Source organism: Serratia sp. TSA_130.1 (genome assembly GCF_052691795.1).
On the sequence record NZ_JBQZFS010000001.1, the window covers coordinates 1,207,677 to 1,228,873 of the forward strand.

Consider the following 21,197-nt stretch of genomic DNA (forward strand, 5'->3'; position numbering starts at 1 on the left):
GTCTCGGCCTTTTATTTTCCGCGAGGTCAGATGCCCGCAGCCGGTTCCGTGAGCGGCGTGCGGCGGCGCAGGCTGAGGCGATAGAGCAGGAAGATGGCGGCGGCGCCCAGCAGCGCCGGCAGCGCCAGCCAGAGGAAGAACACTTCCGTCGAGCCGGCGGCGGCCATCATCCAGGCGCCGAGCATCGAGCCGACAATTGAGCCGAAGCGGCCATTGGCCATGGCCCAGCTGACGCCGGTGACGCGGGCTGCGGTCGGATAAAGGGTGGCGGAGACCAGGTTCAGGCCGTTTTGCGCGCCGGCCACGCCGAAGCCGATAAGGAACACGACGGCGGCCAGCGTGTAGACGTCGCCCATCAGATACCCGGTCGCGCCAATTACCAGTGCGGCGCCCAGGTAGGAGACGGCCAGTACGCGGTATGGCCCGATCCGATCCATCAGCAGCGCCATCAGGATGGCGCCCAGGGTGCCGCCGAGCGGCACCATCGCGCCGATGCGCGAGGCGTGGGCGATATCGTAACCGGCGTCTTTGAGCAGGGTCGGCAGCCAGCTGGTGAGCAGGTAGAACACGAACAGCGAACAGAAGAACGCCACCCACAGCAGCAGGGTGCGTACGGCGCGGCCTTCGATAAACAGGTGTGATATCGGCGACCTGGCCTGCGCCGGGCGCTCGTCATCGACGATGGTTATCCCCGTCCAACGCTGGCCGGTGATGCGTTCGACCACCCGGCGCAGCCGATCGGCATGTTTGGCGCTGGCGGCCATAAAGCGTACTGATTCGGGCATCTGCCAGGCCAACAACGGCAGCAGCGCCAACGGCGCGATGCCACCGACCAGCAGCAGGCCGCGCCAGCCGAACGCCGGGATGATCTGCCCGGCCAGCAGGCCGCCCAGGGCCAACCCGGCGGTAAAGCCGCTCCAGCTCAAGGTGACCATCAGCATGCGGCGGCGCGCCGGCGAGTACTCCGAGCTGAGGGTGATGCAGGCCGGTATCGCGCCTCCGAGGCCAATGCCGGTGATGAAGCGCAGCAGGGTCAGGGATTCGATCGAATGCGTATAGGCCGAAGCCAGAGTACAGCCGCCAAACACCAGCACCGCGACGAGCAGCACGCGTTTGCGGCCAATGGCGTCGGCGATCGGCCCGAACAGCAGGCTGCCGATCAGCAGGCCGAACAGCCCCGCGCCGAAGGCGGGGGAGAGCTGAGCGGGCAGCAGATCCCACTCTTCGCGCAGCGCCGGCGCGATATAGCCGATGATGGCGGTATCGAAACCGTCCAGAAGGGCAATGAGGAAACACAGGGTCAGGATCAGGATTTGGTAGGGGGAGATCCTGGCGCGATCGATGATTTCGCTGATGCGAGCGGTATTTGGGCTCATGGTTATTCCACTGTTATTCGGCTTGTGTGGGCTGGCTGAGGGCTGTTCAGGCCAGGCCTGAACCAAAACCGCTGTGGCTGGCATCGCGTAGAAATCCGAGTATACACCAGAGCGGGGGCGTTGCGGGGAGGGGAAATTGATGATAATCGCCCGCCGCAGGAGGTGTCTGTGGCGGGCGCTGGCAAGGTTATTTGGCTAACAGCTCTCGGCGCACGATCTCGGCGCCTGCGCTTAACGCATTCAGCTTGCCGCGGGCGACCTGACGGGGCAGGGGGGCCATGCCGCAGTTGGTCGACGGATAGAGTTTGTCGGCATCAACAAACTGCAGCGCTTTGCGCAGCGTGTCGGCCACTTCCTCCGGCGTCTCAACGGCATGATTCGCTACGTCGATGGCGCCGACCATCACCTTTTTGCCGCGGATCAGTTCAAGCAGATCCATGGGCACGTGCGAGTTATGGCACTCCAGCGAGATGATATCGATGTTGGACGTTTGCAGTTTCGGAAACGCCTCTTCATATTGTCGCCATTCCGAGCCCAGCGTCTTTTTCCAGTCGGTATTGGCTTTAATCCCATATCCATAGCAGATATGTACGGCGGTTTCACACTTAAGCCCTTCAATGGCTCTTTCCAGGGCGGCGATGCCCCAGTCATTCACCTCGTCAAAGAACACATTAAATGCGGGCTCATCAAACTGAATAATGTCGACGCCTGCGGCCTCGAGCTCTTTGGCTTCCTGATTGAGGATCTTCGCGAACTCCCAAGCCAATTTCTCGCGGCTTTTATAGTGGTTGTCATAGAGCGTGTCGATCATGGTCATCGGCCCCGGCAGGGCCCATTTAATCGGCTGTGTGGTCAGCTGGCGTAAAAATTTGGCGTCTTCAACGAAAACGGGTTTTTGACGCGAGACCGCCCCCACGACCGTCGGCACGCTCGCCTCATAGCGATTGCGGATTTTAACCACTTCGCGTTTTTCGAAATCGACGCCGCTGAGATGCTCGATAAACGTCGTGACGAAGTGCTGACGGGTTTGTTCGCCATCGCTGACGATATCGATGCCGGCCTGTTGTTGCTCTGCCAGTGACAAACGCAGAGCGTCCTGTTTCCCTTCGATGAGTTCTTCATTCTGCAATTTCCAGGGCGACCACAGGGTTTCCGGTTGGGCCAGCCAGACCGGTTTGGGCAAGCTGCCGGCGGTCGATGTGGGGAGCAATATTTTCATGATAGGTGACCTGTATTTAAGTGAATCAAAGCGCGTAGTGAGCAGACCATTGCTCAAGAATAGGCTTGTAGGGTTTGATAAATTGCTCTTCCGTAAATTTCCCCTGCTCAATCGCTAACTGGCTACGCTCTTCGCGATCGTAAACAATCTTGGTTAATGAATGATCCTGGTTATTCAAGCTTGGCTGATAGCATTGCCCCGCCGCCGAATTGGCATTGTAAATTTCAGGCCGATAGATTTTCTGGAAGGTCTCCATCGTGCTGATGGTGCCGATCAGTTCCAGGTCGGTGTAATCGCTCAGCAAATCCCCGGGGAAATAAAAGGCCAGGGGCGCAACGCTATTTTTCGGCATGAAATAGCGCACCTGCAGGCCCATTTTTTTAAAATACCGGTCGGTCAATGAAGCGCCGTCTTGCCGATACTCGTCGCCCAAGACCGGGTGTTGATTGCCCGTCCGATGGTAGGTGTCTTTGCTGGATACGCTGAGGCAGATCACCGGCGGTTTGCTGAAATTTTCATGGTATTCGTTTGAATTGACGAAGTGCTTAAAGATATTGCCGTGCAAATCGCCGAAATCATTCGGAATGGTAAATTCCGCCGCGTTTTTATTGTGCGCCGGCAGCAAGACGCTAAAGTCGTAATCGCGCACGTAAGACGAGAAATTGTTCCCGACGATGCCCTCGATACGCTTTTGCGTTTTTTTATCGATGATGTTGGTTTTCAGGATTTCGATAACCGGAAAGCTGGCGCCCTGATCTTCGATGCGCATCTCAACCGAGATGATTTCCAGCTCGACAGAGTAGCGATCGGCCTTGGGGTTATCCCAATAGGCTAGTGCATTAAAGCGATTGTCGATCATCACCAACGTGTTGCGCAGGTTCTCCCGGCGGTTTTTCCCTCTGGCCAAATTAGCAAAGTTGGTGGTGATACGCGTATTTTCAGAAGGGTTATAATCTTCGTCGAAAGAACTGCTCTTAATCGTAAAGGTAAAGTCTGTATTCATCGTCTTATAGCATCCTGTTATATGATATGAAGGCTGGATTTATCCATTTCTTTCAATGGCTTGTTTTTCTATTTTTTTATTCAGCTGATTTCATATTGTCTGTCGTTAATGAGGTCTATTTTTGCCAGAGTCCCGGAGGGAGTGAAAGAGACTTAATTTCATTACCACATGAGCGGTATTCATGATCGGGCGTTCGGGCCGTTTTACCGCCGTTGCTCTGCGGCGCAAACCGCCGGTGGGTTGGCCGGCAACCTGGTGCAGCCTGAAAAATTACGGGTATAATCCCTTCATGATCCCACGGCTTCAGACACGAACATGACAAAACTCACCTTACAAGAGCAGATGCTCAAAGCGGGCTTGGTAACCAGCAAGAAAATGGCCAAAGTCCAAAGAACGGCTAAAAAATCACGCGTTCAGGCCCGTGAGGCCAGAGAGGCGGTGGAAGAGAATAAAAAGGCGCAGCTTGAGCGCGATAAGCAGTTGAACGAGCAGCAAAAGCAAGCCGCGCTGTCCAAAGAATACAAGGCGCAGGTGAAGCAGCTGATCGAGATGAATCGCATCGTGCTGGCGAAAGGCGATATCGGTTTTAACTTTACCGACGGCAACCTGATCAAAAAAATCCTGGTGGATAAGGCGACGCAGACCCAACTGATCAATGGCCGCCTCGCCATTGCGCGTTTGCTGATCGAGAACCGGGAAGAGTGTGAATACGCGATTATCCCCGCGAGCGTCGCCGATAAAATCGCGCAGCGCGATGCGGGCAGCATTGTGTTGCACAGCGCGCTGAGTCAGGAAGAGCAGGATGAAGACGATCCGTACGCCGACTTTAAAGTGCCTGACGATTTGATGTGGTAAGCCGCGTTCAGAACGGCGCGGCGTGACGAGCGGTTATCCGCTCTCCGCGGATGGGGTGCACAAAGTCCAGTTCGCTGGCGTGCAGCATCAGCCGCGGTGTCTGCTCGGCACCCGGCAGCAGGCGCCCGCCATACAGATCGCAGCCTAAAATAGGGTGGCCCAATTGCCGGCTGTGAATACGCAGCTGGTGGGTGCGCCCGGTCTCCGGAATGAGCTGTACCCGCGTCAGCGGCAGCGAGATCCCGCCTTCCGTTTCACGATAAAAACGCTCGACGACCCGATAGCGGGAGCGAGCGGGCTTGCCGTGAAGGGCGCAAATCGACATCAGCGGGAACAGCGCCGGATCGTTGGCGATCGCCGCGTCTATTACCCCTTCGTTATCCGCCAGATGGCCGCAGAGCAGCGCGCTGTAGACTTTACCGACGGTGCGCTCGCTGAACTGCCGGCAGAGCGCGGCATTGACGGCCTTATTGCGGGCTACCACCATCAACCCGGACGTGCCGAAATCCAGGCGGTGTGCCAGCGTGCAGCCGGGGAAGATCTGCACCAGCCGATAGTGCACCGAGTCGAGATTTTGCGGATTTTTGCCCGAAAGGCTGAGCAACCCGGCGGGTTTATTGATCAGCGCCAGATGATCGTCCTGATAGAGGATCTCTATCTGGTCATGACAGGGCGGGGCGATGAAGGTATCGGTAATCGTAGACATCGGTCGGCCGGCTGGAGGGAGGAGGGGCGGATGATAGCGAATTTTTCGCCGATGGGCGAATCTGGCGGCGCTGGCCTGGCGCCCACAGGGTATTAGCATCTCTGATACTTGATTAGAAACATCAATTTCACCTAATGATCGCTTCCTCGTATGATGCGCATGTTGACCGATACGCGCCCACGTCCGGCGCCTTTTATCATTCGAGGAATTTCCCATGCTAGCCGTCTTCCTGCAGGGCTTTGCCCTGAGCGCCGCCATGATCCTGCCGCTGGGCCCGCAGAACGTATTCGTGATGAATCAGGGCATTCGCCGTCAGTATCATCTGATGATCGCCTCATTGTGCGCGCTGAGCGATATCGTGCTGATCTGCGCCGGTATTTTCGGCGGCAGCGCGTTGCTGACCCGCTCGCCGCTGCTGCTGGCGTTGGTGACCTGGGGCGGGGTGGCGTTTCTGCTGTGGTACGGCTGGGGCGCGTTCCGTTCCGCCTTCAGCCCGCAACCGGCGCAGGCCGCGGCGCAGGAGCTGGCGCAGAGCCGCTGGCGCATCGTGGTCACCATGCTGGCGGTCACCTGGCTGAATCCGCACGTCTATCTGGATACCTTCGTGGTGCTCGGCAGCCTGGGCGGACAGCTGACGGCGGACGTGCGTTCCTGGTTCGCGCTTGGCGCGGTCAGCGCGTCGGCGGTGTGGTTCTTTGGTCTGGCGCTGCTGGCCTCCTGGCTGGCGCCGTGGCTGAACACCCAGCGGGCGCAGCGCATCATCAATGCGCTGGTCGGTCTGGTGATGTGGGGCATCGCGCTGCAGCTGGCCTGGCAGGGGGCAAATTTATAAGAATTTGTCACTAATCCGAATTCAAAACGCCGTGCGATATGCTACGTTTGATGCCAGGAAACCGGCGGTTCTCGCAGGGAAAAGCCGGCGATCAGAGACAGCCTGTCATTAAGGAGACACTGTGAAGCTAAAAGCATTGGCTATGGCCGCAATGGTCGGATTAGGGACGCTACCGATGGCGCTGCAGGCGGCTGAATTGCCTGAAGGGCCGCACGTCGTCACCTCCGGCACCGCCAGCGTGGACGCCACGCCGGATATCGCCACTCTGGCGATCGAAGTGAGCGTTTCCTCCAAAGACGCCGCCCAGGCGAAGAAGCAGGTGGACGAGCGCGTGGCGCAGTACTTTGATTTCCTGCAGAAAAACAACATCGAGAAGAAAGACATCAGCGCCGCCAACCTGCGCACCCAGCCGGAATACGATTACCTGAAAACCGGCGAGTCGGTGCTGAAGGGCTACCGGGCGGTGCGCCAGGTGCAGGTTACCCTGCGCCAGTTGGACAAGCTGAACGAGCTGCTGGACGGCGCGCTGAAATCCGGCCTGAACGAGATCCGCGCGGTGGAGCTGGGCGTCGCCAAGCCGGACGTGTATCGCGAGCAGGCGCGGCAAAAAGCGATCGAGAACGCGACTCAGCAGGCCGAATCCCTGGCCAAGGGCTTCCACGCCAAGCTGGGGCCGGTGTACAGCATTCGCTACCGGGTCGCCAACTACCAGCCGATGCCGGTGGCGCGGATGTATAAGGCGGCCGGCGCGGCGGCGGAAAACGACGCGGCGCAAACCTATGAACAGCAAAGCATTCACTTCGACGATCAGGTGGATGTGGTGTTCGAGCTGCAGCGCAACGCCGCGCAGTAAGGGGGTTGTCATGAAGAAAAGGTTCGCTGCGGCGAACCTTTTTTCGTTTTAATCCTGGCGCAGCACCTGGTGACCGTGCTCCAGCAACGCGTCGGTCACTTTACGCATCATGCGGCTCTCCGGCGCGAAGCGGTGCCAGTACAGCATGCGGCGCTGGTACAGCCCCGGCGTCAGATCGATCAGTTCGCCGGATGCCAGCTCCTTTTCGATCTGCAGATGTGGGATCATACAGCAGGTGGTGCCCTGACGGGCCAGCTGCACGAAGGCTTCCGATGAGTTCACGATGTGGCAGGGCACGCTGCCCGGCGACAGATCGAAGTTCTGCTGCAGAAATGCCTGGTGCATGTCGTCGAGATGATCGAAGGCCACCGCCGGCGCTTTCAACAGCGCGGAGCGGGTGACGCCGTTCGGGAAATAGCGCTCGGCGAAGCCGCTGGAGGCCACGAACAGGTAGTCCAGCGCCCCCAGCCGATCCACCAGGCAGCTCGGCAGCGGCTGCGGCTGAATACTCACCGCGCCCACCACCTCACCACGGCGCAGCCGCTCCTGGGTGCGGGTTTCATCTTCCACCTGCAGATTCAGACGAATGGGGGAGTCCGCCAGCACCGGCTTCAGCGCCGGCAGCAGCCAGGTCGCCAGACTGTCGGCGTTGACCGCCAGCGACAGCAGCAGCGGCGTATCGACGCCGGTGTCGTTGCCCAGCCACTCTTCTTCCAGCAGCTCCACCTGATGCAGCAGCGCCAGCAGCTTTTGCCCCTGTTCGGTCGGGCGCGGCGGCACGGTGCGGACCAGCAGCGGTTGGCCGAACAGGTTTTCCAGCTGTTTGATGCGTTGGGATACCGCCGATTGCGTGATGCAGAGTTTTTGCGCGGCGCGCTCGAAGCCGCGCTCACGGATCACCGCGTCCAGCGCTTGCAGCGTACGATAGTCTGGGCGTTTCATCGGAAAGATATCCCTTAAATTAGAATGATACCGGCACTATGCCACATTTTGCGTGCGGCGCAGGTGGAAAAATCACGCCCCCAGCTCGCCGCCAAGCGGGTAAAAATGCGGGCTGCGGTAAATAAGTGTGATCCTGCCGGCGTGAAAAACAGCGTTTTACCCTATAATACGCACACGTTTTCGTACAGAGGCAAGGGACATATTATGACGCAGGATGAACTGAAAAAAGCGGTGGGCTGGGCGGCGCTGGAATACGTGACGCCGGGCACCATCGTCGGGGTGGGCACCGGCTCTACCGCCGCCCACTTTATTGACGCGCTGGGCTCCATCAAGCACCAGATTGAAGGCGCGGTGTCCAGCTCAGACGCCTCAACCGCCAAGCTGAAAAGCCTCGGCATCCATGTGTTCGACAGCAACGAAGTGGACTCGCTCGATATCTACGTGGACGGCGCGGACGAAATCAACGGCCACATGCAGATGATCAAAGGCGGCGGCGCGGCGCTGACGCGCGAGAAGATCATCGCCGCCATCGCCAAGAAATTCATCTGCATCGTCGACGCCAGCAAGCAGGTGGACGTGCTGGGCAAATTCCCGCTGCCGGTGGAAGTGATCCCGATGGCCCGCTCCTATGTGGCGCGTGAGCTGGTGAAACTGGGCGGCCTGCCGGAGTATCGCCAGAACGTAGTGACCGACAACGGCAACGTGATCCTCGATGTGCATAACCTGAGCATCACCGACGCTATCGCGCTGGAGAACAAAATCAACAGCATCGCCGGCGTGGTGACCGTGGGGCTGTTCGCCAACCGCGGCGCGGACGTGGCGCTGGTCGGCACCCCGGAAGGCGTGAAAGTGGTCAAATAAGCCTCTGCGGCCTGTGGCCCGGCAGTGCCGGGCCGCATATTTCTTCGGTTAAAACATCTTTTCTGAAAAGCGGCAAATTTGGTGACTTATGTCACATTGTGAAAACTGACTCCCCAAAGCTTCTGCCGAAAACTTTCCCTATGGCATTTTCTGCCGTAAACCGCCATCAACGCTGCGCCTTGTCCTGCCGGGCAGGCAATCGTTTGTATTGCCGCCCGCGTTATTTTTGTTATGTTGGATGGGAGCTGTGTCGTCACAGCCGCTTCTGAAGTCTGAACATAGGGTCGGGTAAATGGCAAAAGTATCATTGGAGAAAGACAGGATTAAATTCCTGTTGGTGGAAGGGGTTCATCAGAGCACGGTCGATAATTTGCGTGCCGCCGGTTATACCAACATCGAATACCACAAGGGTGCGTTAGACACCGAATCGCTGAAGGCCTCCATCCGCGATGCGCACTTCGTCGGCATCCGATCGCGCACGCATCTGACCGAAGAGGTGTTCGCCGCCGCAGAAAAACTGGTGGCGGTGGGCTGCTTCTGCATCGGCACCAACCAGGTTGACCTGAAAGCGGCGACCAAACGCGGCATTCCGGTCTTCAACGCCCCGTTCTCCAATACCCGATCCGTGGCCGAAATGGTGCTGGGCGAGCTGCTGTTGATGCTGCGCGGCATTCCGGCCGCCAACGCCAAGGCGCACCGCGGCGTGTGGCACAAACTGGCCGTGGGCTCCTATGAAGCGCGCGGCAAAAAACTGGGCATCATCGGCTACGGCCATATCGGCACCCAGCTGGGCATTCTGGCCGAAGGGCTGGGCATGAAGGTGTTCTTCTACGATATCGAGAACAAGCTGCCGTTGGGCAACGCGCAACAGGTGCGTCATCTGTCCGATCTGCTCAATATGAGCGACGTGGTGACGCTGCACGTGCCGGAAACGCTGGCCACCAAGAACATGATGGGGGCGGAAGAGCTGGCGCTGATGAAACCGGGCGCCATTCTGATCAACGCCTCGCGCGGCACCGTGGTTGATATTCCCGCGCTGTGCGACGCGCTGGCCAGCAATCACCTGGCGGGCGCGGCGATCGACGTCTTCCCGGAAGAGCCGGCGACCAACAGCGATCCGTTCAACTCGCCGCTGTGTGAGTTCGACAACGTGCTGCTGACGCCGCACATCGGCGGTTCCACGCAGGAAGCGCAGGAGAACATCGGCGACGAAGTGGCCGGCAAGCTGGCGAAATACTCCGACAACGGATCGACTCTGTCCGCCGTCAACTTCCCGGAAGTGTCGCTGCCGGCGCATGGTCCGAACGCCAGCCGCCTGCTGCACATCCACGAAAACCGTCCGGGTGTGCTGACGCAGATTAACCAGATCTTCGCCGAAGAGGGGGTTAACATCGCCGCCCAGTATCTGCAAACCGGGCCGGAAATCGGCTACGTGGTGATCGACATCGAAGCGGAAATCGCACGCGCCGACGCCGCGCTGCAGCGCATGAAGGCCATCGACGGCACCATTCGCGCCCGTCTGCTGTTCTGATTCGGCGGCTCGCCGCAACGAAAAAGGCCGGAGCGATCCGGCCTTTTGCTATTTGGGCTCCCGCCACGCCCAGCTGCAGAGCGGGGTGAGGATTTCCGGCAGCGGGATATCCCAGTGCTCGGTCGGCAGGTGCTCCACCTGCTGGCAATCATGGGCCAGGCCGATGGGATAGGGGCCGCCGCTGCGCCAGTTTTGCAGGGTGCGATCGTAGAAACCGCCCCCCATGCCCAAACGCTGCCCGGTATGATCGAATGCCACCAACGGCGTCAGCACGACGTCAAGTTCGCCCAGCGGCAACACCTGGCGCACATCGAGGCGGGGCTCGAGAATATTGAAGCGATTGCGTACCAGCGGCGTTTCCGGCGCATAGCGCAGGAACAGCAGGTGACCCGGGCTGAACGGGTGCAGCACCGGCAGGTAAACCCGTTTGCCGAGCGTCCACAGACGCTCGATCAGCGGCCCGGTATCGAGTTCGCCGTCAAACGACAGGAAGACCGCGATGTTGTGCGCCGCTTGAATGCGCGCGTGTGCGGTGAGGCGTTCGGTTATCTTTTCTGCGGCAAAGCGTTGCTGCTCGGGCGTAAGCTCGCGCCGACGTTGGCGAATGAGTTGACGAATGGCTTGGCGCTGCTGCGCGAATTGGGATTGAAAAGACATCATATCAGGCTTGCTCAGTGTGGCGTTCAGCACACAAAACCGCTGAGAAGGGGAATCTCCGAGATGCCGTCGCAGGCTGTAACCCTTGAACCCATGGTTCAAGGTGAACGTGCCGTCGCAATCTTAAGGCTTCTCGGCGCACCGAGCGTGCTCACCGATCGCGGAGCAACACATTCTGTTTGTACTAAATATCGGCTCAGGGGACTGGCCCGCTGGCGAACATCTCAGAGAAATTTTGTACTCGTTGCCGAAAACTTGGCTTTCAACAACTTAAGTTATTCGAATTGTGCATCCTGACGTTCAGAGATGCGACCTTGTTCAAGCAGCGCTTGTTCAATGGTCTGCTGCAGCATCCGTATGCGTTGTTCCATATTGGACGCATAGTCACGGGTTTTCAACCGTTCTTGAGCAAGTTCGTGACAGACGTTCAATGCCGCGATGAAAACCAGTTGCTCAGTATTGGAGACTCTAGTGCGAACTTTAAGATCTTGCAACCGTTGGTTAAGATCGTCCGCCGCCATATTCAACGCATCTTGTTGTTCTGGCGGGCAATTGACTCTTAACGAGCGGCCAAAAATTTGAATATCTACCGGTTGTGCAGACATGCCACCTTCCTGCCTAAATTTCGCGCCAGCCTTGTCCGCCCGGGCCGGGCCGTCAAAGCGGGCGCCACTATATATACCTCGGTACCAAGATACAACCCCTTTTTCAGTACCTGGTTGTAATCTACTGTGGCGGACATTGCCAGTCAAAAAAGGGTTTCAAAATGCGTATTTACCGCACTTTCGTCACCCGCCGGCGCAGTGTGAAACCTGCCACATCGCGATTATAACTAGCCACTGAGGTGTCGCGCTTATCTGGTATAGCGACGGACCTTGGTGGTAGCATAACACGAACTTATCCTGCCAACGATGACGAATGCGCATGTCTATACAGAATACATTTCCAAGTTACCAATCTTTGACCGTGGCCCTCAACCAGCAGTCGGTGGCGCTGACCGCGGCAGAAATGCACGGCCTGATCAGCGGCCTGCTGTGCGGCGGCAGCCGTGACGCCGGCTGGCAGGCGCTGGTGCACGATCTGACCAACGAAGGCGTCGCCTTCCCGCAGGCGCTCAGCCAACCGTTGCAGCAGCTGTATGAAGCGACGCGTGACACGCTGGAAGATGACGAATTCCTGTTCCAACTGATGCTGCCTGAAGGGGAGATCGTCAGCGTGTTCGATCGCGCCGACGCGCTGGCCGGTTGGGTCAACCACTTCCTGCTCGGGCTGGGCATGATGCAGCCGAAGCTGGCTCAGGTGAAAGACGAAGTCGGTGAAGCGATTGACGATCTGCGCAATATCGCGCAGCTGGGCTACGACGAAGACGAAGATCAGGAAGAATTGGAACAGTCGTTGGAAGAAGTGGCGGAGTATGTGCGGGTCGCCGCCATCATGTGCCACGGCGAATTCACCCGTCACAAACCGACGGCGCCGGAAAATATCAAACCGACGCTGCACTAAACGTTCTATCGCCTCTCCGCCGGCGGTGCGGATGGCATGATTTCAGGAGAAGGTAATGACTCAGCAGGAATTCAACAACCGCCGCCAGGCGCTGTTGGCGAAAATGGCGCCGGCCAGTGCGGCGGTTATTTTCTCTGCGCCGGAAACGACGCGCAGTGCAGATTCAGACTATCCCTACCGGCAGAACAGCGATTTTTGGTACCTGACCGGCTTCAATGAGCCGGAAGCGGTGCTGGTGCTGATTAAAAGCGATGAAACGCACAACCACAGCGTGTTGTTCAACCGGGTGCGCGATTTGACGGCGGAAATCTGGTTTGGCCGCCGCCTGGGGCAAGACGCCGCACCGGCAAAGCTGGGCGTGGATCGCGCGCTGCCGTTCGATGAAATCAATGACCAACTGCACCTGCTGCTCAACGGCCTGGACGTGGTCTACCACGCGCAGGGCGAATACGCCTATGCCGATCAGATCCTGTTCGGCGCGCTGGACAAGCTGCGCAAGGGGTTCCGCCAGAACCTTCAGGCGCCGGCCACCGTTACCGACTGGCGGCCGTGGCTGCACGACATGCGGCTGTTCAAGTCGCCGGAAGAGCTGGCGGTGATGCGCCGCGCCGGTGAGATCAGCGCGTTGGCGCACACCCGCGCGATGGAAAAATGCCGTCCGGGCATGTTCGAATACCAGCTGGAAGCGGAAATTCATCATGAGTTCACCCGCCTCGGCGCCCGTTACCCGTCTTACAACACCATCGTCGGCAGCGGCGAAAACGGCTGTATCCTGCACTACACCGAGAACGAGAGCCAGATGCGCGATGGCGATCTGGTGTTGATCGACGCGGGCTGCGAGTACCTGGGGTACGCCGGCGACATCACCCGCACCTTCCCGGTCAACGGCAAGTTCAGCCGGCCGCAGCGCGCGGTGTACGACATTGTGCTGGCGTCGCTGCAGCGCGCTTTGGAACTGTTCAAACCCGGCACCAGCATTCGCGAAGTCAATGACGAAGTGGTGCGCATCATGGTGGTCGGGCTGGTGGAGCTGGGCGTATTGAAAGGTGAAGTCGACCTGCTGATCGCCGAGCAGGCGCACCGTCAGTTCTTCATGCACGGGCTGAGCCACTGGCTGGGTCTCGACGTGCACGACGTTGGCCACTACGGCACGCCGAGCCGCGATCGGCTGCTGGAGCCGGGCATGGTGCTGACCGTGGAGCCGGGGCTGTACATCGCGCCGGATGCGGACGTGCCGGCGGAGTACCGCGGCATCGGCATCCGCATCGAGGACGATATCGTGATCACCGCCGACGGCAATGAAAACCTGACCGCCACCGTGGTGAAAGACGCCGATGCCATCGAGGCCTTGATGGCGGCGGCAAGGTCGTAGCATGAGCGTTATTATCGTTGGCGGCGGTATGGCGGGCGCGACGTTGGCGCTGGCCATTTCGTCGCTCACTCAGGGAAGAATGGCGGTGGATCTGGTCGAGGCGACCCGGCCGGACGACCGCAGCCATCCGGGCTTTGACGCCCGCGCCATCGCACTGGCGCAGGGCACCTGCCAACAGCTGGTGCGCATCGGCGTTTGGCCGGCGCTGCGCGATTGCGCTACGCCGATCACTCAGGTGCACGTCAGCGATCGCGGGCACGCCGGGTTTGTGAATCTGCAGGCGCAAGATTATCAGGTCGATGCGCTCGGCCAGGTGATCGAACTGCACGACGCCGGGCAGCGGTTGTTCGCGCTGCTGGCCAAGGCCCCCGGCGTTACGCTGCACTGCCCGGCGCGGGTGGTGGACGTGATTCGCACCGCAGAGCGGGCGGAAGTGCTGCTGGACAACGGCCAGCGTCTGCGCGGGCAATTGCTGGTGGCGGCCGATGGCTCGCGCTCTGCGCTGGCGCAAGCCTGCAATATGCAGTGGCGGCAGGAGGACTATCCGCAGTTCGCCACCATTGCCAACGTCACCACGGCGGAAGATCCGCAGGGGCGCGCCTTTGAGCGCTTTACTCGCTATGGGCCGCTGGCGCTGTTGCCGATGTCGCAGGGGCGCAGTTCACTGGTATGGTGCCATGCGCGCGAAGATCGCGCTCAGGTGGATGCCTGGGACGACGAGCGGTTTATCGCCGAGCTGCAACAGGCCTTCGGCTGGCGGCTGGGGCGCATCCTCAAAGCCGGTAAACGGCACAGTTACCCACTCGGTCTGCTGACCGCCGATCGCCATGTCAGCCACCGGCTGGCGCTGGTGGGCAATGCGGCGCAAACGCTGCATCCTATCGCCGGGCAGGGGTTCAACCTTGGCCTGCGCGACGTGATGTCGCTGGCGGAAACGCTGGCGGAAGCGGCAGACAGCGGCGAAGACGCCGGCGGTTACGCACTGCTGAGCCGTTATCAGCAGCGGCGGCAAAACGATCAGCGGGCGACGATCGGCGTGACCGACGGGTTGATTCATCTGTTCGCCAACCGTTATGGCCCGCTGGTGATCGGCCGCAATCTGGGGCTGATGGCGATGGAACGTTTGCCGGCGATACGCGATGCCTTCGCCAAGCGTACGCTGGGCTGGGTGGAACGTTAGAGACATGGTCGGGCGCTTTAACGCGCCCAAAGCGCGGCGCGGCAAGGCGTCGCGCGTTATTTAAGGAAATCGAGCAGCATGCAATCATTTGACGTGATTATCGCCGGTGGCGGTATGGTGGGGTTGGCGTTGGCCTGCGGCCTGCAGGGCAGCGGGCTGCGCGTGGCGGTGCTGGAGCAGCGCCAGCCGGAGATGGCGCCGCCGTCGGAACAGCCGGCCCTGCGCGTCTCCGCCATCAATGCCGCCAGCGAGCGGTTGCTGCAGCACATCGGCGTGTGGGACGACATTCTCCAGCTGCGCGCCAGCGCCTATAACGCGATGGAAGTGTGGGATCGCGACAGCTTCGGCAGAATCGCCTTCCGCGGCGACGAGTGCGGCTTCAGCCATCTCGGCCACATCATCGAAAATTCGGTGATCCAGCAGGCGCTGTGGAAACGCGCCGAAAGCCTGTCGGACATCACGCTGATTACCCCGGCCGCGCTCAAGCAGGTGGCGTGGGGCGAGAACGACGCCTTCGTCACGCTGGAGGACGGCCGCATGCTGACCGCCCGGTTGGTGATTGGCGCCGACGGCGCCCAGTCGTGGCTGCGCCAGCATGCCGATATCCCGCTCACCTTCTGGGATTACCGCCACCACGCGCTGGTGGCCACCGTTCGCACCGAAGAATCGCATCAGGCGACGGCGCGGCAAATTTTCCACGGCGACGGCATTCTGGCGTTCCTGCCATTCAGCGATCCGCATTTGAGCTCTATCGTCTGGTCGGTGACGCCGGAAGAAGCCGAAAGGCTCAAACGGCTGGAACCGGCGCAGTTCAACCGCGAACTGGCGATGACCTTCGACATGCGCCTGGGGGCTTGCAGCCTGGAAAGCGAACGGCTGGCCTTCCCGTTGACCGGCCGCTATGCGCGCAGCTTCGCAGCGCACCGCCTGGCGCTGGTGGGTGATGCGGCGCATACCGTGCATCCGTTGGCCGGCCAGGGCGTTAACCTGGGCTTCATGGACGCCGCCGAGCTGATTTCCGAACTGCGCCGCCTGCAGCGGCAGGGCAAGGATATCGGCCAGCACCTCTATCTGCGCCGTTATGAGCGCCGCCGCAAACATGGCGCGGCGGTAATGCTGGCCAGCATGCAGGGTTTCCGCGAACTGTTCGACGGCAATCACCCGGCCAAAAAGCTGCTGCGCGACGTGGGCCTGCGGCTGGCGGACAGCCTGCCGGGCGTCAAACCGAAGCTGGTGCGTCAGGCGATGGGCCTGAACGATCTGCCCGAGTGGCTTGCCTGATCCCTTCCTTCTGCGGGCCCGCGCCGGGCTCGCGCTTCTCGCCTTATTCCATCGCTTTTCCTTATATAACCCTTCATTTGAAATAATCTAATTTCAGCCGCTTTTTATCATTACTTTTTCTAATTCCATGTTCGGTTATCAAAAGTCCGGATCCCATGTGAGGCCATAGGTTTGTTATATAAGTTCGGTGTTTTGCCGCTTTAATTGTTAATTTTGTGCCTTAAGGCGCATTTTTCCAGTGAAAAACTCTGCACACTAGCCCGGCGTTTTACCGCCCCGGAACGGCGATGAGCCTATTTTAACTTATGGTTAATGTGGTCGTTCGGTGATAAGTTCGAGGGAAAGGTATCGTTTGCGTCACGGCGGTTGCACGCAGTTTCCGCCCGTCCCGGCGCAGCATTTGTGTTGAGCAGTCAGTGCGCCATGGCGATCGGGCCGCGAGCCAGGCTCCGCCGCATTGCGTGGCAGCACCCTAACTTCTAGCGACGAGTGGAAAGAGGGAAAAGATGGCAAAGCAAACCCCACTGTACGACCAGCACGTGGCGTGCGGTGCGCGCATGGTAGACTTTCACGGCTGGATGATGCCGCTGCACTACGGCTCGCAGCTCGATGAGCACCACGCGGTGCGTCAGGATGCCGGCATGTTCGACGTGTCTCACATGACCATTGTGGATCTGCACGGCGCCCGCACCCGCGAGTTCCTGCGCTACCTGCTGGCGAACGACGTCGCCAAACTGACCCAACCCGGCAAAGCGCTGTACACCGGCATGCTGAATGCCTCCGGCGGCGTGATCGACGACCTGATCGTTTATTTCCTCACTGAAGACTATTTCCGCCTGGTGGTGAACTCCGCCACCCGCGACAAAGACCTGGCCTGGATCGAAGAGCACGCCGCGCCGTATGGCGTCGCGCTGACGGTGCGCGACGATCTGGCGCTGATCGCGGTGCAGGGCCCGCAGGCCAAAGAGCGCGCCGGCACCCTGTTCACCCCGGAGCAAAAAAGCGCGGTCGAAGGCATGAAGCCATTCTTCGGCGTGCAGGCCGGCGAGCTGTTCATCGCCACCACCGGTTACACCGGCGAGGCCGGCTATGAGATCGCGCTGCCGAAAGAGCAGGCGGCGGATTTCTGGCAAAAATTGCTGGCTGCGGGCGTCAAGCCGGCCGGTCTGGGCGCGCGCGACACCCTGCGCCTGGAAGCGGGCATGAACCTCTACGGGCAAGAGATGGATGAAGGCGTTTCGCCGCTGGCCGCCAACATGGGCTGGACCATCGCCTGGCAGCCGGAAGATCGCCGTTTCATCGGCCGCGAAGCGCTGGAACAACAGCGCGAGCAGGGCACCGAGCAACTGGTCGGCTTGATCATGACGGAAAAAGGCGTATTACGTAATGAGCTGCCGGTGCGTTTCACCGACGCGGCGGGGCAAACCCACGAAGGCGTGATCACCAGCGGCTCGTTCTCTCCGACGCTGGGCTTCAGCATCGCGCTGGCGCGCGTGCCGGCAGGCATCGGCGAGCAGGCTATCGTGCAGATCCGCAACCGTGAAATGCCGGTCAAAGTGACCAAGCCCGGTTTCGTTCGCGCCGGCAAGCCGCTGACAAATTGATTTTTTATTGATTGATTCTTTTATTTCTTCGAAGGAGTAACCGGCGATGAGCAATGTGCCAACAGAATTGAAATACGCATCTTCCCACGAGTGGGTTCGTGCAGAAGGTAACGGCGTTTACACCGTAGGCATCACCGAACATGCGCAGGAACTGCTGGGCGATATGGTGTTTGTCGATCTGCCGGAAGTGGGCCGCAGCGTCGCCGCCGGTGAAGATTGCGCCGTGGCGGAATCCGTCAAGGCGGCATCGGACATTTACGCGCCAATCAGCGGCGAAATCGTGGCGGTGAACGGCGAGCTGGAAAGCTCTCCGGAACTGGTGAACAGCGAACCTTACGGTGACGGCTTCCTGTTCCAGATTAAAGCCTCCGACGAAGGCGAGCTGGCGAACCTGCTGGACGCCGCGGCTTATCAGGCCTCGATCGACGAGTAATCGTGACCACGCCCCAGGCCTTTCGGCCGGGGCGTTTTAGTTGCCGTTCAAGCTATATCCCGTATCACGCAAGCATTCAGGAATTTGTAGCAATGACTCAGACACTCAGCCAACTCGAACACAGCGAAGCGTTCATTGAACGCCACATCGGCTCTTCTGCGGAACAACGCCAGGAGTTGCTGGCAGCGGTGGGCGCTCGCTCGCTCAGCGCGCTGATCCAACAGATTGTGCCGGCGGACATTCAGCTGCCGGGGCCGCCGCCGGTCGGCGACGCGGCGACCGAACATCAGGCGTTGGCTGAGCTGAAGGCGATCGCCTCGCAGAATCAGCGCTACAAATCCTATATCGGCATGGGCTACAGCGCCGTGCTGACGCCGCCGGTGATCCTGCGCAACATGCTGGAAAACCCGGGCTGGTACACCGCTTACACCCCCTATCAGCCGGAAGTGTCGCAGGGCCGTCTGGAAGCGCTGCTGAACTTCCAGACCGTGACCCTCGATCTGACCGGTCTGGATCTGGCCTCCGCTTCGCTGCTGGATGAAGCGACCGCCGCCGCCGAGGCGATGGCGTTGGCCAAACGCGCCAGCAAGCTGAAAGACGCCAACCGTTTCTTCGTGGCTGACGACGTGCATCCGCAAACGCTGGACGTGGTGCGCACCCGCGCCGAAACCTTCGGCTTCGACGTCATCGTCGATAAAGCGGAAAAAGTGCTGGAGCTGGACGGCGTGTTCGGCGTGCTGCTGCAGCAGGTGGGCACCACCGGTGAACTGCACGACTACAGCGCGCTGCTGGCCGAACTGAAATCGCGCAAAATCATCACCAGCGTGGCTGCCGACATCATGGCCCTGGTGCTACTGACCGCGCCGGGCAAGCAGGGCGCCGACGTGGTGTTCGGCTCCGCGCAGCGCTTCGGCGTGCCGATGGGCTATGGCGGCCCGCACGCCGCCTTCTTCGCCTGCCGCGACGAGTTCAAGCGTTCGATGCCGGGCCGCATTATCGGCGTTTCCCGCGATGCCGCCGGCAACACCGCGCTGCGCATGGCGATGCAGACTCGCGAGCAACATATCCGCCGCGAGAAAGCCAACTCGAATATCTGTACCTCGCAGGTGCTGCTGGCCAACATCGCCAGCCTGTACGCGGTGTATCACGGCCCGCAAGGCCTGCAGCGCATCGCCGGGCGCATCAATCGCCTGACCGACATTCTGGCCGCCGGGCTGCAGAAGGCCGGCCTGACGCTGCGTCACCACACCTGGTTCGACACCCTGACCGTCGAAGTGAAGGACAAGGCCGCCGTGCTGGAGCGCGCGCTGAGCTTCGGCATCAACCTGCGTACCGACATTCACGGCGCCGTCGGCATCACGCTGGATGAAGCCACCTCGCGTGAAGACGTGCAAACGCTGTTCGCACTGCTGGCCGGCGACAATCACGGTCTGGACATCGACGCGTTGGACGCGGCGGTGAGCAAAAACAGCCAATCGATCCCGGCCGCCATGCTGCGCCAGGATCCGATCCTGACCCACCCGGTATTCAACCGCTATCACAGCGAAACCGAGATGATGCGTTACATGCATCGCTTGGAGCGCAAGGATCTGGCGCTGAACCAGGCGATGATCCCGCTGGGTTCCTGCACCATGAAATTGAACGCCGCGGCGGAAATGATCCCGATCACCTGGCCTGAATTCTCAGAGTTGCATCCGTTCTGCCCGCCAGAGCAGGCGGCCGGTTACCAGCAGATGATCGGCCAACTGTCCCAGTGGCTGGTGCAGCTGACCGGCTATGACGCGGTGTGCATGCAGCCGAACTCCGGCGCGCAGGGCGAATACGCCGGCCTGCTGGCGATCCGCCGCTACCACGAAAGCCGCAACGAAGCGGGCCGCCACGTCTGTCTGATCCCGAGCTCGGCACACGGCACCAACCCGGCCTCCGCCCAGATGGCGGGTATGAGCGTGGTGGTGGTGGCCTGCGACAAGAACGGCAACATCGATCTGCACGATCTGCGCGTCAAGGCGGAGCAGGCAGGCGAAGAACTCTCTTGCATCATGGTGACCTACCCGTCGACCCACGGCGTGTATGAAGAAACCATCCGTGAAGTGTGCCAGATCGTGCATCAGTTCGGCGGTCAGGTGTATCTGGATGGCGCCAACATGAACGCCCAGGTGGGCATCACCACGCCAGGCTACATCGGCGCGGATGTTTCGCATCTCAACCTGCATAAGACCTTCTGTATCCCGCACGGCGGCGGCGGCCCGGGCATGGGTCCGATCGGCGTGAAAGCACACCTGGCGCCGTTCGTGCCGGGCCACAGCGTGGTGCAGATCGACGGCGTGACCACCCAGCAGGGCGCGGTCTCCGCGGCGCCGTTCGGCAGCGCCTCCATCTTGCCTATCAGCTGGATGTACATCCGCATGATGGGCGCGGAGGGCCTGAAGCAGGCCAGCCAGATGGCGATCCTGAACGCCAACTACATCGCCACCCGTTTGAAAGACGCGTACCCGATTCTGTATACCGGCCGCGATCACCGCGTGGCGCACGAATGTATCCTCGATATTCGTCCGCTGAAGGAAGAGACCGGCATCAGCGAAATGGACATCGCCAAGCGCCTGATCGACTTCGGTTTCCACGCCCCGACCATGTCGTTCCCGGTGGCGGGCACGCTGATGGTCGAGCCGACCGAGTCGGAAAGCAAGGTGGAGCTGGATCGCTTTATCGATGCGATGCTGGCGATCCGCAGCGAAATCGACCGCGTCGCCAAGGGCGAATGGCCGCTGGAAGACAACCCGCTGGTGAATGCGCCGCACGTGCAGGCGGAGCTGGTCAACGACTGGCAGCATCCGTACAGCCGCGAACTGGCGGTGTTCCCGGTGGCCGGCGTACGCGAGAACAAGTACTGGCCGAGCGTTAAGCGTCTGGACGACGTGTACGGCGACCGTAACCTGTTCTGCTCTTGCGTGCCGATGAGCGATTACGAATAACACGTTCGGCAAAGTTT

19 protein-coding genes and 1 other RNA gene are annotated in these 21,197 nt (G+C 60.3%); 12 read left to right on the forward strand and 8 right to left on the reverse strand.

What is annotated here, in order from left to right; translation table 11 throughout:
* Window positions 1-26: 26 nt before the first annotated feature.
* From ACUTQY_RS05650 to ACUTQY_RS05660, 3 genes are all read right to left on the reverse strand, one after another.
* Window positions 27-1,376 (reverse strand): MFS transporter, encoded by a 1,350-nt coding sequence (locus ACUTQY_RS05650; RefSeq protein ID WP_046687766.1) that lies wholly within the window; start codon window positions 1,374-1,376, stop codon window positions 27-29.
* 187 nt (window positions 1,377-1,563) lie between these two features.
* Window positions 1,564-2,595 carry a methionine synthase gene (locus ACUTQY_RS05655; RefSeq protein ID WP_033644741.1) on the reverse strand — a complete coding sequence of 344 codons (1,032 nt, stop codon included), beginning with the start codon at window positions 2,593-2,595 and terminating at the stop codon, window positions 1,564-1,566.
* A gap of 25 nt (window positions 2,596-2,620) precedes the next feature.
* Window positions 2,621-3,598, reverse strand: coding sequence for a DUF1852 domain-containing protein (locus tag ACUTQY_RS05660; RefSeq protein ID WP_046687765.1), 978 nt, complete (start codon window positions 3,596-3,598; stop codon window positions 2,621-2,623).
* 315 nt (window positions 3,599-3,913) lie between these two features.
* Between ACUTQY_RS05660 and ACUTQY_RS05665 the strand changes: the two genes are divergently transcribed.
* Window positions 3,914-4,453 (forward strand): DUF2058 domain-containing protein, encoded by a 540-nt coding sequence (locus ACUTQY_RS05665; protein ID WP_033644743.1) that lies wholly within the window; start codon window positions 3,914-3,916, stop codon window positions 4,451-4,453.
* 7 nt (window positions 4,454-4,460) lie between these two features.
* Here the strand turns inward: ACUTQY_RS05665 and ACUTQY_RS05670 are convergent, their stop codons facing one another.
* Window positions 4,461-5,159 (reverse strand): RluA family pseudouridine synthase, encoded by a 699-nt coding sequence (locus ACUTQY_RS05670; protein ID WP_033652184.1) that lies wholly within the window; start codon window positions 5,157-5,159, stop codon window positions 4,461-4,463.
* A gap of 214 nt (window positions 5,160-5,373) precedes the next feature.
* Between ACUTQY_RS05670 and argO the strand changes: the two genes are divergently transcribed.
* Window positions 5,374-5,991, forward strand: a complete 618-nt coding sequence (gene argO, locus ACUTQY_RS05675) for an arginine exporter ArgO (protein ID WP_004931603.1) — start codon at window positions 5,374-5,376, stop codon at window positions 5,989-5,991.
* Window positions 5,992-6,112: 121 nt separating this feature from the next.
* Entirely contained in the window at window positions 6,113-6,844 is a 732-nt protein-coding gene (locus ACUTQY_RS05680) for an oxidative stress defense protein (protein ID WP_031300626.1), read from the forward strand.
* Between the two features lie 48 nt (window positions 6,845-6,892).
* Here ACUTQY_RS05680 and ACUTQY_RS05685 read toward each other — a convergent pair whose 3' ends face one another.
* Window positions 6,893-7,786: a LysR family transcriptional regulator ArgP gene (locus ACUTQY_RS05685; RefSeq protein ID WP_004931613.1), complete on the reverse strand. Its 894-nt coding sequence runs from the start codon at window positions 7,784-7,786 to the stop codon at window positions 6,893-6,895.
* Window positions 7,787-7,990: 204 nt separating this feature from the next.
* Here ACUTQY_RS05685 and rpiA point away from each other — a divergent pair, with 204 nt between their 5' ends.
* Window positions 7,991-8,647 (forward strand): ribose-5-phosphate isomerase RpiA, encoded by a 657-nt coding sequence (gene rpiA / locus ACUTQY_RS05690; RefSeq protein WP_046687763.1) that lies wholly within the window; start codon window positions 7,991-7,993, stop codon window positions 8,645-8,647.
* Between the two features lie 292 nt (window positions 8,648-8,939).
* Window positions 8,940-10,178, forward strand: coding sequence for a phosphoglycerate dehydrogenase (serA, locus tag ACUTQY_RS05695; RefSeq protein WP_046687762.1), 1,239 nt, complete (start codon window positions 8,940-8,942; stop codon window positions 10,176-10,178).
* 48 nt (window positions 10,179-10,226) lie between these two features.
* Here the strand turns inward: serA and ACUTQY_RS05700 are convergent, their stop codons facing one another.
* The 3 genes from ACUTQY_RS05700 to zapA form a co-directional block, all read right to left on the reverse strand.
* Window positions 10,227-10,835 (reverse strand): 5-formyltetrahydrofolate cyclo-ligase, encoded by a 609-nt coding sequence (locus tag ACUTQY_RS05700; protein ID WP_046688538.1) that lies wholly within the window; start codon window positions 10,833-10,835, stop codon window positions 10,227-10,229.
* Window positions 10,836-10,886: 51 nt separating this feature from the next.
* Window positions 10,887-11,069, reverse strand: a non-coding RNA gene (gene ssrS / locus ACUTQY_RS05705) — 6S RNA.
* A gap of 41 nt (window positions 11,070-11,110) precedes the next feature.
* Window positions 11,111-11,440 (reverse strand): cell division protein ZapA, encoded by a 330-nt coding sequence (gene zapA / locus ACUTQY_RS05710; RefSeq protein ID WP_004931621.1) that lies wholly within the window; start codon window positions 11,438-11,440, stop codon window positions 11,111-11,113.
* A 319-nt stretch (window positions 11,441-11,759) separates the two neighbouring features.
* Between zapA and ACUTQY_RS05715 the strand changes: the two genes are divergently transcribed.
* The 7 genes from ACUTQY_RS05715 to gcvP all read left to right on the forward strand — a co-directional run bounded on the left by ACUTQY_RS05715 (window position 11,760) and on the right by gcvP (window position 21,180).
* Window positions 11,760-12,338, forward strand: coding sequence for a YecA/YgfB family protein (locus ACUTQY_RS05715; protein WP_004931622.1), 579 nt, complete (start codon window positions 11,760-11,762; stop codon window positions 12,336-12,338).
* 55 nt (window positions 12,339-12,393) lie between these two features.
* Complete coding sequence (gene pepP, locus ACUTQY_RS05720) at window positions 12,394-13,710, forward strand: Xaa-Pro aminopeptidase (RefSeq protein WP_046687761.1); 1,317 nt, start codon at window positions 12,394-12,396, stop codon at window positions 13,708-13,710.
* A 1-nt stretch (window position 13,711) separates the two neighbouring features.
* Window positions 13,712-14,890, forward strand: a complete 1,179-nt coding sequence (gene ubiH / locus ACUTQY_RS05725) for a 2-octaprenyl-6-methoxyphenyl hydroxylase (protein WP_042785326.1) — start codon at window positions 13,712-13,714, stop codon at window positions 14,888-14,890.
* A gap of 78 nt (window positions 14,891-14,968) precedes the next feature.
* Window positions 14,969-16,171, forward strand: coding sequence for an FAD-dependent 2-octaprenylphenol hydroxylase (ubiI, locus tag ACUTQY_RS05730; RefSeq protein ID WP_042785325.1), 1,203 nt, complete (start codon window positions 14,969-14,971; stop codon window positions 16,169-16,171).
* A gap of 506 nt (window positions 16,172-16,677) precedes the next feature.
* Entirely contained in the window at window positions 16,678-17,775 is a 1,098-nt protein-coding gene (gcvT, locus tag ACUTQY_RS05735) for a glycine cleavage system aminomethyltransferase GcvT (RefSeq protein WP_004931631.1), read from the forward strand.
* Between the two features lie 46 nt (window positions 17,776-17,821).
* Window positions 17,822-18,208 carry a glycine cleavage system protein GcvH gene (gcvH, locus tag ACUTQY_RS05740; RefSeq protein WP_025304150.1) on the forward strand — a complete coding sequence of 129 codons (387 nt, stop codon included), beginning with the start codon at window positions 17,822-17,824 and terminating at the stop codon, window positions 18,206-18,208.
* A 92-nt stretch (window positions 18,209-18,300) separates the two neighbouring features.
* The gene (gcvP, locus tag ACUTQY_RS05745) at window positions 18,301-21,180 is read left to right on the forward strand and encodes an aminomethyl-transferring glycine dehydrogenase (protein ID WP_046687760.1); all 2,880 of its coding nucleotides are present in this window, start codon (window positions 18,301-18,303) and stop codon (window positions 21,178-21,180) included.
* Window positions 21,181-21,197 lie beyond the last annotated feature (17 nt).

Excerpts from the sequence above, each read along its gene's own strand:
- argO (WP_004931603.1), top strand. The coding sequence starts at position 5,374 with ATGCTAGCCGTCTTCCTGCAGGGCTTTGCCCTGAGCGCCGCCATGATC.
- ACUTQY_RS05700 (WP_046688538.1), bottom strand. The coding sequence starts at position 10,835 with ATGTCTTTTCAATCCCAATTCGCGCAGCAGCGCCAAGCCATTCGTCAA.
- ACUTQY_RS05670 (WP_033652184.1), bottom strand. The coding sequence starts at position 5,159 with ATGTCTACGATTACCGATACCTTCATCGCCCCGCCCTGTCATGACCAG.
- ACUTQY_RS05665 (WP_033644743.1), top strand. The coding sequence starts at position 3,914 with ATGACAAAACTCACCTTACAAGAGCAGATGCTCAAAGCGGGCTTGGTA.
- zapA (WP_004931621.1), bottom strand. The coding sequence starts at position 11,440 with ATGTCTGCACAACCGGTAGATATTCAAATTTTTGGCCGCTCGTTAAGA.
- gcvT (WP_004931631.1), top strand. The coding sequence starts at position 16,678 with ATGGCAAAGCAAACCCCACTGTACGACCAGCACGTGGCGTGCGGTGCG.
- ACUTQY_RS05685 (WP_004931613.1), bottom strand. The coding sequence starts at position 7,786 with ATGAAACGCCCAGACTATCGTACGCTGCAAGCGCTGGACGCGGTGATC.
- rpiA (WP_046687763.1), top strand. The coding sequence starts at position 7,991 with ATGACGCAGGATGAACTGAAAAAAGCGGTGGGCTGGGCGGCGCTGGAA.
- ACUTQY_RS05715 (WP_004931622.1), top strand. The coding sequence starts at position 11,760 with ATGTCTATACAGAATACATTTCCAAGTTACCAATCTTTGACCGTGGCC.
- ubiI (WP_042785325.1), top strand. The coding sequence starts at position 14,969 with ATGCAATCATTTGACGTGATTATCGCCGGTGGCGGTATGGTGGGGTTG.
- ACUTQY_RS05650 (WP_046687766.1), bottom strand. The coding sequence starts at position 1,376 with ATGAGCCCAAATACCGCTCGCATCAGCGAAATCATCGATCGCGCCAGG.
- gcvH (WP_025304150.1), top strand. The coding sequence starts at position 17,822 with ATGAGCAATGTGCCAACAGAATTGAAATACGCATCTTCCCACGAGTGG.
- ACUTQY_RS05660 (WP_046687765.1), bottom strand. The coding sequence starts at position 3,598 with ATGAATACAGACTTTACCTTTACGATTAAGAGCAGTTCTTTCGACGAA.
- ubiH (WP_042785326.1), top strand. The coding sequence starts at position 13,712 with ATGAGCGTTATTATCGTTGGCGGCGGTATGGCGGGCGCGACGTTGGCG.
- serA (WP_046687762.1), top strand. The coding sequence starts at position 8,940 with ATGGCAAAAGTATCATTGGAGAAAGACAGGATTAAATTCCTGTTGGTG.
- gcvP (WP_046687760.1), top strand. The coding sequence starts at position 18,301 with ATGACTCAGACACTCAGCCAACTCGAACACAGCGAAGCGTTCATTGAA.
- ACUTQY_RS05655 (WP_033644741.1), bottom strand. The coding sequence starts at position 2,595 with ATGAAAATATTGCTCCCCACATCGACCGCCGGCAGCTTGCCCAAACCG.
- pepP (WP_046687761.1), top strand. The coding sequence starts at position 12,394 with ATGACTCAGCAGGAATTCAACAACCGCCGCCAGGCGCTGTTGGCGAAA.